Origin of the sequence: Mycobacterium sp. GA-1841 (genome assembly GCF_001954135.1) — a bacterium.
Taxonomy (GTDB): Bacteria; Actinomycetota; Actinomycetes; order Mycobacteriales; family Mycobacteriaceae; genus Mycobacterium.
The window spans coordinates 9,408-22,141 of record NZ_MBEQ01000085.1 but is presented as its reverse complement, the minus strand read 5'-3'; the positions used below and the strand labels follow the sequence as shown (position 1 = coordinate 22,141).

At 68.6% G+C, this 12,734-nt stretch carries 5 protein-coding genes; all 5 read right to left on the bottom strand.

Translation table 11 applies throughout. The features are described 5' to 3' along the window. Positions 1-5 precede the first annotated feature (5 nt). The 5 genes from A5740_RS19965 to A5740_RS19945 all read right to left on the bottom strand — a co-directional run bounded on the left by A5740_RS19965 (position 6) and on the right by A5740_RS19945 (position 12,485). Positions 6-3,200 (bottom strand): arabinosyltransferase domain-containing protein, encoded by a 3,195-nt coding sequence (locus A5740_RS19965; RefSeq protein WP_076196860.1) that lies wholly within the window; start codon positions 3,198-3,200, stop codon positions 6-8. After that, positions 3,197-6,463 carry an arabinosyltransferase domain-containing protein gene (locus tag A5740_RS19960; RefSeq protein WP_076196858.1) on the bottom strand — a complete coding sequence of 1,089 codons (3,267 nt, stop codon included), beginning with the start codon at positions 6,461-6,463 and terminating at the stop codon, positions 3,197-3,199. Before A5740_RS19960 ends, A5740_RS19965 begins: the two co-directional genes overlap by 4 nt. Positions 6,464-6,542: 79 nt before the next feature. Beyond that, a complete protein-coding gene (locus tag A5740_RS19955) occupies positions 6,543-9,821 on the bottom strand; it encodes an arabinosyltransferase domain-containing protein (protein ID WP_254849263.1) in 3,279 nt (1,092 codons plus the stop codon). Beyond that, complete coding sequence (locus A5740_RS19950; protein ID WP_076196854.1) at positions 9,811-11,721, bottom strand: galactan 5-O-arabinofuranosyltransferase; 1,911 nt, start codon at positions 11,719-11,721, stop codon at positions 9,811-9,813. The genes A5740_RS19955 and A5740_RS19950 overlap by 11 nt, the downstream gene beginning before the upstream one ends. Further along, positions 11,721-12,485: a decaprenylphospho-beta-D-erythro-pentofuranosid-2-ulose 2-reductase gene (locus A5740_RS19945; RefSeq protein WP_076196852.1), complete on the bottom strand. Its 765-nt coding sequence runs from the start codon at positions 12,483-12,485 to the stop codon at positions 11,721-11,723. Before A5740_RS19945 ends, A5740_RS19950 begins: the two co-directional genes overlap by 1 nt. Positions 12,486-12,734 lie beyond the last annotated feature (249 nt).

Here is a 12,734-nt window from a genome sequence, read left to right as displayed (position 1 = left end):
TCGTCCTACGGCTTGATGCGGATCTTCCCTGCCTTGTAGAGCCCGGAATGCGTTGCGGTGCCGAGCTCGATCTCGGCCGGTGTCGCGTCGACGATGGTGTCGAACTTACGCAGCGAGCCCCAGTCCCGGCCCCAGTCCTTGTTCAGGTAGGTGGCCATCACATGCTGGCGCAACAACAGGTCACTGATGCCCAGCAGGCCGCCGTTGATGCCGTCCTCCCAGGTGTCGGTGTCCTTCATCTTGGCGTTGTAGTCCGGGGTGATGCGGAACTTCGGCACCTCGGTGACGCCGTTGGCGTGCAGCATGGGCTGCTGGCACGGGAAGGCCATGCCCACCGCCCAGTCCATCAACACCGGCTGCTCGGAGCCGACGTACTCCTGCACGGTCTTGACCTCGGGCACCCGCGGCGGCGTGACCGCGACCCAGTCGCCGAGACTCAACGACAGATCGTCAGCGATGACGCGGACATACGTTGCGTCGGCGGGGATCTCGTCGCGATCGAACCGCAGGTTGCGCCACGACGGGAGGGGGCCCAGGTCGTAGGGCACCACTCGGCCGGCCGGCACCGGAGCGCCGTCGGGTCCGGTCCGCCCGTACTCCAACTCGACGGCCTGGCCTTCGGTACGGCCGTTGAAGATGCTGTTGCCGGTGATGGTCCCGGCCGCGGTGACGACGACCAGCGGGTGGGCGTCGTCGCGGGCGGGCAGTTCATACCAGGCCGAGGCCAGCTTGCTGACCTGCTGTGCCGGTCCCTCGACATAGCTGCCGGCCAGCGGCACCCGGTTCGGGTCCAGCCCGTAGGGCAGCGGAACGGTCGACCCGTTGACGCCCGGAGTCTTCAGCTCGACCGGTGCATCCCAGTCGGCGTCGATGCCCGGCATCGGCACGGTGATCCGGATCGCCTCGGCGACAATGTGATCCGGAACGCCGTTGGGGGTGAACCCGGTCGGTGCGGTACCGCCCAGCGGTCCCAGCGGACCGTATTCGCCCGGGACGGGAGTGAGGAAACCGGCGTTGGTGTCCGGTTCTACGAGCACGTCGTCGGCCAACCCGCAGCCACCGGCGAAGGCCCGCAGGTTCGACGACGCGTTGGAGTAGGTGCCCTCCTGGCGCACCACCCCGTAGAGCATCGAACCGACGAACACCACCACCATGAGCCCGGCAGCAAGCGGCACCGGGGCAGCGGTCAGAGTCCGCGTCAACCGGCCCTCGGCCGAGGGCCGCAGGTGCAGCCAGTAGGCCCACAGCGCGGCGATCACGCACAGCGTGAAGAAGATTGCGCTGACGGTGATTCCGCCGATGTTGGGCTTGTCGTTGTTGAACGGCACACCGTAGCTGGACACGTACCACCAGCCGTTGGTGCTGGCGAAGCACAGCGCCAGCACGAAGAGCACGGCGGAGGCGAAGGCCATCCGGTTGCGTGCCGAACGCAGCACCGCAGGCCCGGCCAGCACGGTGACCACGGCGGCCATCGCGGCACCCACAGCGGCGAACAGGCCGAAGTGGTGCACCCACTTGGTGGGGGCGAACTGCAGGAAGAAGATCGTGGCGAAGATGATGCCCATCAGTCGCCACACCGGGCCGCGGGCCACACCGGGAACGCGCTTGCGCCGCAACATGATGAACAGCGAGGCGAACAGGCTCAGCGCGGTGATGATGAAGCCGAACCGGCGGGACAGCGAGCCGTCCACGGTGGGCAGGATCAGGTAGTAGTAGCGCAGGTTCTCGGTGTACCACTCCTGCGCGGGCCCGATCGCGGTGCGAATCCTGGTGGCTTCCAACACGGTGGCGAACGTCTGGTCGGCGAACACCACACACAGGATCACCGTGCCTGCGGCCAGCAGTGGCAGCACCAGCGGCCACACGCCGAGGACGCGCCCGCGACGCACCAGGATGCGCAGGATCGGGCGTCCACCGGCCACCAGCGCGGCGACGGCGATTAGGCCGGTCGGCTGGATACCGAGGGTGAAGGCCGCCGAGATGATCGCCAGCGCCGCCGGAGTCAGCCGGCCGGAGATGATGGCCCGTTCGATCAGTACGTAGGTGATCAGGGCGCCGGTGGCGATCTGGCCCTCCGGACGCAGGCCGTTGTTGAACGGCATCCAGGCCGCCAACAGCACCAGGCCGGCGGCCCACAACGCGGGTTTCGAGGCGATCACCGCGGGCCCGAGGCGCGGCAGCACCTCGCGGGACAGCAGCAGCCAGCACACGACGCCGCACACCAGGTCAGGCAGTCGCATCCAGATGCTGGCGTCACTGACATGGGTCATCAGCGCCAGCACGTTGTAGTACCAGCCGAACGGATCCTCCGGGCTGCCGAACCACCGGAAGTAGTTCGACATGTAGCCGGCGTGGTCGGCCACCCGAGCCATCTGCAGCTGGTAGCCGTCATCGGACGAGTTCGCGCCGATGATGTGCCACAGCAGGAATGCGCCGATCACCACCACGTCGACCGCGCTGAACGTGCGCCAGCGCGTGGGAATCACGCGATGCATCCGTCGGCCGTCGAGCCGGTCGAGGCGCCACAACGCCAGCACCGCGATCACGGTGGTGGCGATCCCGAGCAGGATCGCCAGCAGCTTCAGGACGGTGGGTTTGGAGGTGAACCGGGTGTCGAGTGTCGCCGAAAGGGAAAGACCTTGTGGCGCTGGGCCGCTCAGTTCGGTGAAGACGCCGACGATCTGCGGCCGCAGGTTCGGGTCGGCGAATCCGGTGCGTAGCTCCTTGCCGTCCTTGTCGGTCAACCCGACGAACGTGGCGAAGGTGCCTTCGTCCGACGAGGTGATCTCGACGCGGTCACACGCGGCGGCTTTCTCGCGCGGCACGCTGGCGATCACCACGTTGCGGTCGGTGATGTCGACGCGCTTGCTGTTGACGTTGACGAACAGCGCGTTGAGCGCGGCCTGCCGGCCTTCCTTGGGCGCGGTGCCCAGCACCATGGCGCCCTCGGGCGGAACCGACCGGATCACCTCACACGGCACCGTGACCGACATGGTGACCGGGGTCTGGGCGATCAGCGGTGCGGTGACGTTGTTCAACTGACCGGCTTGCGGCCAGTTGAGCGTCGCAGTGGTCTGGACCACCGGCAGCAGCGGCGTGGCCGCCGCGCACAGGAAGCCGATGAGCCCGGCGATCATCGCGACCCAGCGGGCCACCTTCACGTCCTTGTCGGCGCGATGTTCACGCACGGTGGTGGTCATGGCAGGGCCCGGATCGGTCCGGGCCGGCTGAAGCCGAACACTCGCTGAGTTCCTTCATCGATGTTGGCGACGGGCGCCTGGCCGGGCGGCACCACCGGGTCGTATTTCTCGATCGAGCCCCAGTCCCGGTACCAGTCGTCGCGCAGATACGTCGGGATCGTCGACGTGCGCAGCAGCGCCTGGATGAAGAGGAAGGGGCCACCCTTCTGGGCGGACTGCCACATGTTCGACGACACCACCACTTGCTTGACGTTGGGAAGGATGCGGTACTCCGGCAGCTCGGCCACCCCGAGATGTTCGGAGAAGGGGCGCTGGCACGGGAAGTTCGCGGCGGTCGCGATGTCCATCAGCACCGGGGTCTGCGATCCCAGGAACTCCTGTGCGGTCTGCAGGGTCGGCACGCGCGGCGGGGTGAAGCCGAACCACTGGTCATCGGACAAGTTCGGATCGTCGGCGACGATGCGGGCCACGTTGGCCTCCGGCGGCGCCCAGGCCAGCGGGAAACGCAGGTTGCGCCAGGCGTATTGGGCGAACACGTCGATCGGCTGAACCGAGTCCAGGGCCTGGAAGCTGCCGTCGGGACGGTGCACGCCCCACTGCAGTTTCAGGGACTGGCCGTAGTGGAACTCGTGTTCCTCGTCGTAGTACCAGATGGCGCCGGCCGCGGCGACCGTGACCAGCGGGCGGTCCGGGGTGCGGGGCGGCAGTTGGTACCAGGCCGAGGTGGCCTTGGCCGCCAGGGTGTTCTCTTTGTAGCTGCCCATCACCGGCGTGCGCGCCGGGTCCAGACCGAACGGCAGGAACACCCGGGAGCCGTTGACGCCGACGGGTCCGTATCCGCCGCCGGTGCCCGCGGCATAGGCGATGCCGACGTTGGGTTTGTTGGGTGAGCCGTCGGAGTTGACGGTGCCCGGGTTGGCCACCACCGGTTTGGGCGGCTCGAGGGTGTCGCTGATTCCGTTGGGGGTGAAACCGACGGGGTTGGCGCCGCCCAGTGGGCCGTACTCACCGTAGGTCTGGCCCGGAACCGGTTGCAGCATCCCGGCATTCGTGTCCGCCTCGACCAACACATCGTCGGCCATGGCGCAGCTGTCCGACGACAGCCCGGAGCTCAACGCGCGTACGTTGGCCGCCGCGGTGGTGTAGACGGGGTAGCGCTGGACGAAGCCCTTGGCCATCGATCCGACCTCGAGCACCACCATGATGACGGCGACCACCAGCAGCGGCGTGGAGGCCAGTACCCGGTTGCGCCGGGTGTTGGCCACCTCGGTGTGCCCGGCGTAGTCGATGCGGAAGTGCAGCCAGCCGGCCAGGACCGCGGTGATGATCGCCAGGAAGAGGAACATCGTGGTGACCGGTTGTCCGGCGAGCACGGGCTGCCGGTCGAACCAGGGCACCCCGTAGTTGCCGATGTAGAACCAGCCGTTGGTGCCGGAGGTGGCCCAGGCCAGGACGAACAGCAGCGCGGTGACGTAGAGCGCCAGGTTGCGTCGGCTGTGCAGGCCGACCAGGGCGAAGGCGAACGCCGTGACCGCGCCGAGCGCGCCGGCCAGCCCGGCGAAGGCGCCGAACTGCACGGCCCATTTGGTCGGGGTGAAGGTCAAGAGCAGCAGTCCGGCTGCGGTGGTGCCCAGCAGCCGCCAGACCGGACCGCTGGCCAACCCGGGCACCAGACCCTTGCGCAGCAGTACCGTGATCATGCCGAACAGGCACAGCAGCATGATCAGGACGGCGAACCGGCGGGTCAGCGAGCTGTCCACGCTGTCCTCGACGGTGAGGAAGTAGTACCGCAGGAATTCCTGGTACCAGGAGATGGTCGGGCCGACGGTGTACTTGATCCGGGCTGATTCGGCGACGGTGGCCAGGGTCTGGTCCCGGAACACCACGACGAACACGAGGGCGGCCGAGCCGGCCAATGCGGCCAATGCGGGCAGGCCGATGCGCCGGCTGCGGATCACACCGAGCACCGCACGCGCCCCGATCAGCAGGGGAGCCAGCGCAATCAGGCCTTGTGGGGCCAGGGTGACGCTCAGGGCCGCGACGACGATGGCCAGACAGGTCGGCCACAGGCGGCGGGTGGCGATGGTGTGCTCGACCAACGCCCACACGGCCAGGACACCGAAGGCGATCAGCGGTTCGGGACGCAGGCCGTTGTTGAACGGCAGCCAGGCGGCCAGGAACACTGCCCCCGCGGTCCACATGGTGACGCGGTTGCGCGCCACCCGGTGCCCGAGCCGCGGCAGCACCCAACGGCTGAGCAGCAACCAGGTTCCGATCGCGGCCAGCGTGGCCGGCACCCGCATCCACACGCTCGCGGTGCTGATCGCGGCGAAGTGGGCCAGCACCGACTGGTACCAGTCGAACGGGGCCTCGCTGGCGCCGAAGTAACGGAAGTAGTTTGCGGTATAGCCGGCGTCGGCCGACACCCGCGCGATGGTCAGGTTGTAGCCGTCGTCCGACGAGATGGCGCCGATGAGGTGCCAGACCAGCAGACCACCGATGACGCCGATGTCGGCGATCCAGGTCGCGACCGGCACCTTGATGAAGCGGCGCCACGCATGGCGTACCCGGTGGCTGCTCCGGCGGTCCAGCACCGCCATGGTAGCGAACGACGCCACCACACACAGCACGCCGAGTGCCATGACCAGCAGCTTGAGCGGGGTCGGGGAGGTGATGAAGCGGGTGTCGACGTCGACGCGGGCGCTCAGCCCGGGCTGCGGCGGCACCTTCAGTTCGGTGAACAGCCCGGCCACCTGAGGTTTCTTCTCGACGGCCGCCGTGCCGGTGGCGCCGGGAAGCCCGATGAAGTCGGCGCCGACGCCGCCGAGGTTGGCCCACAGGTGCAGGGCGCTGCAGCCGCCGGCGGCGATCGCTGCGCGCGGGGCCACCGCGGCCACCGAGTCGCGGAAGGCGACCACCACGGTTTCGGCGTTGGCCCGCACGAACAGGCCGTTGCGGCTGGCGTCGATGCCGTCGGGCGGGATGGTGGAGAACACCAGGCCCCCCGCGGCGGGCAGGGTCGCGATCGCGGTGCAGGGAATGGAGACGTCGAGGGCCAGCGGCGCACCTGACACCAGCGGGGCCGTCACCGCGGTGATGTTGCCGTCGGCGCCGGTGCCCTGCGGCCACTGGATGGTCGCGGTGGTCTGCTTGACGGGCAGCAGTGGCACCAGGGCACACAGCACCACGCCCGCGATGCCCGCGATGACGGCGATCAGGCGTGCGATGCTCACAACACGGTCGGTTGGTTCATCGGAAGGCACGAGGCTCGATGTTATGCGACCCGTATGTGAGCGCCCTCTTGCCCTGCCGCGGGCTCAGCAGTGTTGTCCTGGCTGTGTCCTAACTGTGTCGCAGCGGCGCCGGGCTCCACAGTCCGCTGCGGATCGCGGTGCCGAGGTCCAGCCGGGCCGTCGTGGCGTCCGGGTACCACGGGGTGAGCCGTTGCAGTGAGCCCCAGTCGCGGAACCAGTCGTTGCGCAGATAGGTCGGCACGCTCGACGGTCGCAGCAGCAGCTCGGAGATGCCCAGCGGACCGCCGCCCAGGTAGTCCATCACCGGCGAGTTGGCCTCGGCGCCGAAGCGGTCCGGCAGGATCCGCCACGTGGGCACCTCGGTGACGCCGTACTGGTGACCGAACGGCCGTTGGCACGGGAACGCCAGACCGACCAGCCAGTCCAGCAGCACCGGGTCCTGCGACCCGACCACGTCCTGCAGGGTGCGCAGCTGCGGGATGCGCGGCGGGGTCACGGCGATCCAGTGCTGAGGTGCCAGGTCGTCGTCGGAGGCGACCAACCGGATCTGGGTGGCTTCCCGCGGGATGGCCGCCATCGGGGCCCGCAGGTTGCGCCAGGCCGGGGCCGCGCCGACGTCGGCGAATCCGATGCCGCCGCCGGGCTTGTTCTCGGCGGCCTGCTCATCGGTGGCGTACTGCACCACGACCTCGCCCGGGTCGAAACGGCCGGCGGCCGAGACCACCAGCAGCGGGCCGGCCTGGTCCCGGTCGGGGAGTCGGTACCAGGCCGAGCGCATGACGGCGGGCTGCTGGGTACCGGCGCGCCAACTACCCAGCACCGGTGTGGTGGCGGGATCGAGTCCGTAGGGCAGCCGGGCACGTGATCCGTTGACGCCGGCGGCCGCGGTGGTGCCGCCTTCGGTCCCGACCTCGCTGCCGGTCACGGTGCCGGAGTCGCTGTCGGCGAAATTGTCGGAGCCGGGCTGTTCCATCACCGGGTCGGCCGAGACGTCCGACGGGATGCCGTTGGGGCCGAATCCCTGCGCGGTGACTGCGCCCAGCGCCTGGCCGGCCGGCTCACTGATCGGTGCCAGCATGCCGGCGTTGGCGTTCTCCTCGACCATCACGTCGCTGGCCAGTCCGCAGGTCTTGCCGGTGAGCGCCTCCAGGTTGGAGCGCCCGACCGACCAGGCCGGGTACTGGTCGGTCATCGCCAAGGTCAGCGACACCACCTCGAACATCACCAGCACCCACGCGGCGATGGCCAACGGTGACTGCACGATCCGTTGCCAGCGGTGCTGGGGACGGTCGGGGGATTGGTCGCGGCCGCTGAAGTGGAACCAGGCCGCCAGCAGCAGGGCCAGGACAGAGAACCCGAGCAGGATCGTGGTGAACCCGAAATGCCACTCCGGGAACGAGTTCGACCACGGCACCCCGAAGTTGGAGACGTACCACCAGCCGTTGACCGTGGCGAACGACAAGGCCACCACGAACAGCACGAGCGCGGCGAACATCGACCGGTTGCGCCGGGACTTCATCGCCGCGGCCGTCACCGCGACGGCGGCCAGTGCGCCGAGGGATCCGGCCAGACCGGCGAACACGCCGAAGTGGTGGGTCCACTTGGTCGGGGTGAACATCATCGCCAGGAACGAGATGATCGTGATGCCGATGATGCGGCGGCTCGGCCCGGCGGCGGTGCCGGGGATACGGCCCTTGCGCAGGGTCATCGCGATCGACACCGCGAGCGCCACCAGCAGGGTCAACACCGCGAAGCGCCGCGCCACCGACCCGTCGGGGCTGGAGGTGAACAAGCGCGAATAACGGATGTGCTCGTCGAACCAGGCCAGGCTGGGGCCGACGGTGGATTTGAAGGAGCTGGCCTGGATCTCACCGGCCAAGGTCTGGTCGCGGAAGATCAGGATGATCGTCACGGTGCAGGCGGCCAGGATCGGAGCCAGCAGGGCCATGTGGCCGAAGCGTGAGGTGTGCCGGGCCACGATGGTTTTCAGCGGCCCGACGGCGACCAGGAGCGCACCGACGGCGGCGATGCCGGTGGGCCCGGAGAACAGGGTGAGTGCGCCGATGATGATCGCGACGGCCACCGGCAGCATGCGGTTGGTGGCCACCCCGCGTTCCACCGAACACCAGGTCAGCAGGATGCCGAGGGCGATGATCGGTTCGGGGCGCAGACCGTTGTTCAGCGGCAGCCAGAAGGCCAGGAACATTCCCGCGGCGGTCCAGGCCGCCGCGCGGTGGGTCTTGACGGCGTGGCCCAGCCGGGGCAGTACCTCGCGGCTGATCACCCACCAGCAGGCCAGCGCCATCACCAGGGTGGGCAGCCGCAGCCAGATGCTGGCGGTGGACACGTGGGCCCATAGCGCCAGCAGGTCGTAATACCAGCCGAACGGCGCCTCGGGAGTGCCGAACCAGCGGTAGTAGTTGGCCATGTAACCGGCATGCTCGGACACCCGGGCCATGGTGAGGATGTAGCCGTCGTCGGAGGTGTTGGCGCCGACGAAGTGCCACCACACCAGGACTGCGGTGACGAGTCCGTCCAGCGGCGTCATCGACCACCACCGGGGCGGCAGCAAGCGGCGATGCCGGACACCGTCGGCGCAGTCGAGGCGGTGCAGTGCCCCCAGTGCGATGACGGTCATCGCCACGCCGATGATCATCGCCAGCAGCTTGAGCAGCGTCGGCGCGCTGCTGTACCGCGAATCGATGGTGGCCGAGAACTTCAGGCCGTCGGGTGCGGGACCGGACAGGTCGGTGAAGACGCCGACGATCTGTGGGCGGAAGTCGTAGCCGCCGCGTTCCCCGCGCAGGCGAGCGTCGGGGTCGTCGGCAGTGTCGTCGGCGGCGGCCTGGGTGAGGCCGACGAATTCGCCGGTCACCTTGTCGGCGCGCGCGGTGAAGGTCAGGTACTGGCAGGCGGGGCTGAGCACCTGATCCAGCGGGGCGCTGACCACCGGGGTGTTGCGCACGATGACCAGCAGGTCGTTGTTGACCCGTTCGATCAGCAGGCCACGATCGACGGCCTTCGGCGCCTGTTTGGGCACCGTGGACAGCAGGACGGTGCGGGCGCGGTTGTCGGGCCCGGTGAGCCCCGCGGCAGCCTGGCACGGCACGGTGATGGTCAGGTCGGTGGCGACGTAACCGATCAGTGGTGCATTGACGCTCTGCCAGGTGCCGTTCTGCGGCCAGTTCAGTTCGGCGGTGGTCTGTTTGATCGGCAGCAGGGGTGTTGCCACGGCCATCAGCACGCCGAGTAGCCCCGCGACGATCGCGATCAGCCGCGCAGTCCGGTGGTTGCTGCCTGCGGTTTCCTGCGCTTCCGTCACGGGCTCTGATGCTATCGGCGTGCCGGCGTCGGAATTAATCGCCATCGGGAGTCGGCTTTCTGATCGCCAGGACAAAGGGACCGATGTCGCTCACCTCGAAGCGTGGGTCGTCGAACAGCGCCGCATCCAGCGCGACGTGGTACCGGCGCACGTTGGGTTGGTTGGGGTAGACGTCCGAGGCCAGGCGCAGCGTGTAGGTGTCGTTCGCACCGTGGCGCATCAGGAACACCGTCGGCGCTTTCCATGGCATGTCGTCGAGCGCCTTGACGAAGTCATCGGCCTTGGTCAACGTGGCCCAGCTTTCGATGGCCTTGGCCCGCTTGTCGAATTCGGCCAGCGGGTTGGCGTAGTGCGAGGTCAGTCCTTGGAACCCGTAGTAGGGGTAGTACGACAGGAAGCTGTAGTCGGCAGTCAGCACCACGGTCTGGTTGCGCGGCACCCCGGTGATCTCGGTGATCTTGGCGTCGATCTCGCGGTAGTAGCGCTCGGCGCCGGGGGGTCTGCGATCGGCGCGCTGTCCGGTGCCGTCGGTGTCGGTGTAGGCCACGTTGATGTCGGCGCGCAACACATCGGGGATGTCCTGGCTGAACGTGACGGCACCGATGACACCGATGGCGGCGGCGGCCGTGACGACGCGGCGCGCGGCTGTGCCCATTCCCCGGTCGCTTCGCTCCTGCCCGCCGGAAGGTTGGTAGCGGCGGGCGATCGCCTGCGTGGCCTCGATGAACCCGAACGCGCCGGCGGTGGTGAGCAGCACGGTCAGCGCGGGTTGCAGCCGGAACGACAAGAGGGTGGTGCCGGCCAGTGTGGTCAGCATCGACAGCAGCGACCAGGCGTAGACGGCGAGCACCGCGATGGCCAGCGCGCCGGCCCGCGTCGACGAGCGCGCACGCACCACCAACCACAGCGTGCCGAGCATGCACAGCGCGCCGAGCAGGGTGAAGCTCAGCATCGGGAAGGTCAGCTGAGCGCCGGCGTCGGGCAGATAGTGCTGGGCGGTGCCCTTCTCGGCCGGTTCGCCGCGGAGCGCGGCCAGTAGGTAAGGGCCCCAGGTGAGCAGGGCGATCGCGCCGGCGATGGCCGCGATGACGACGCCTCGCAGTAGCGGATCGAGCTGCCGCCGCGCCACGGCCAAGACCAGTCCCATGATGGCGAGCGTGAATGCGCAGTACGCGAGCAGCAGCGTGTAGAAGAGGGCGGCGAAGCCGAGGAAGATGCCGACGCCGATGACGGCGGCCCACCCGCCGTTTCTGGTCTTGCCGCTCAGGCCTGACCAGGCCAGCACGAAGACCGGCGGCAGCAACACGGTGATGATCGCGGCGTACGGCTCGGTGGAGGCGTAGGCCAGCATGGCGGCGGTGCTCGCAGTGGTGACCACCAACGCGTGCTCGAAGCGAATCATGCTCGCCCACAACACGAATGCCAGGGCCACGGCGATGGTGATCGAGACGATCGACCAGGGCTTGAACATCTCCCAGGCGGGAGTGCCGGTGGCCGCGGCGATGCGCCCGCCCATCCAGAACCAGCCGGCCGGGTAATACGGCGGCAGCCCGAAGTAGGTCATGTCGTGCAGGCCGGGGGTGTCGGCCAGTCGGGTCAGGTATTCGGTGCGGAACTGCTGGTCGACCGAGACCCCGAACAGATACAGCTTGGTGGCGCCCAGCGGCATGGCCAGGGTCACCACGGAGAACGCCGACAAGAAGATCAGGGCAGCCAGCCGGGCCAGCGTGCGCCGGCCGCGGCGCCAGATCAGGCCGGCGGCGAAGATGCCGACGAGCGAGCCGACCTGGCCGACCGTGGTGAGCGCATGCAGTTGATTGGAGGTGTTGTAGGCCGGCCATTGGACCTGGGCGATCGCCGCGATCGACACCCCGGCCACGGCCGAGGCGAGCAGCAGGGCGATCACCATGTGTCCGGCCACCCTGGCTGAGCGGGCCGCCTGCATCAGATGGGAAGCTTGCGGAAGATGGACCGCGGGATATGCCGCAACACCATCATCACGTAGCGGAACGCGCCCGGCGCCCACACCAGTTCCTTGCCCTTGGCCGACGCGGTGACCGCCAGCTCGGCGACGTATTCCTTGTCGACGGTCAGTGGGGCTTCCTTGACGTGGGCGCTCATCCGGGTGCGCACCTGTCCGGGCCGGATCACCAGCACCTTCACGCCGAATTCGCGCAGTGCCTCACCGAGGCCGAGGTAGAAGCCGTCGAGCCCGGCCTTGGTGGAGCCGTAGACGAAGTTGGACCGGCGCACCCGCTCACCGGCGGCCGAGCTCATCGCGATGATCTGGCCGTATCCCTGGGCCCGCATCTTCTCGCCGACCAGAACACCGACGGAAACCGCTGCGGTGTAATTGATCTCGGCGATCTGCACGGCCTTGCGCTGGTTCTGCCACAGCTCCTCGGCGTCGCCGAGCAGGCCGAACGCGACGATCGCCACATCGACATCACCGGAGGCGAAGGCCTTGTCGATGACGTCGGGGTGGCTGGCTGTGTCGAGGGCGTCGAAGTCGATGACCTCTACCGCGCTCGCGCCTGCGGCGCGCAGCTGGGCCACCGCGTCGTCGCGTCCCGGGTCGCCGGGCAGCGCGGCCAGCACGATGCGGGCGGATGCGTCGCGCAGATAGCGCTCACAGATCGCGAGCCCGATCTCTGAGGTGCCGCCGAGCAGCAGAATCGTCTGGGGATTACCTACGGCGTCGAACACCATCTAGCGCAGCTCCAAGCCTCGGGGACATCGTGACGAGGGTACCGTGCGAGCCCTGCAGACGATCTCTGCACAAGACCTCGACGCGATTGTCTCGGGACGGTGGCCTGATGCCGCGATCGTGACGGCCCCTGCGCACGATGAGCCCCCGGCGTGTCGGAGAGCCGGAGCGGGTGACGACTTGCCCGCCTGTGAGCGACAACTCAGCGACAACCGCCACCTGAGCATCATGGGCACCGTTTGTCACGAACT

Coding starts and splice junctions, on each gene's coding strand:
- A5740_RS19965 (WP_076196860.1), bottom strand. CDS start 3,200: ATGACCACCACCGTGCGTGAACATCGCGCCGACAAGGACGTGAAGGTG.
- A5740_RS19945 (WP_076196852.1), bottom strand. CDS start 12,485: ATGGTGTTCGACGCCGTAGGTAATCCCCAGACGATTCTGCTGCTCGGC.
- A5740_RS19950 (WP_076196854.1), bottom strand. CDS start 11,721: ATGCAGGCGGCCCGCTCAGCCAGGGTGGCCGGACACATGGTGATCGCC.
- A5740_RS19955 (WP_254849263.1), bottom strand. CDS start 9,821: ATGGCGATTAATTCCGACGCCGGCACGCCGATAGCATCAGAGCCCGTG.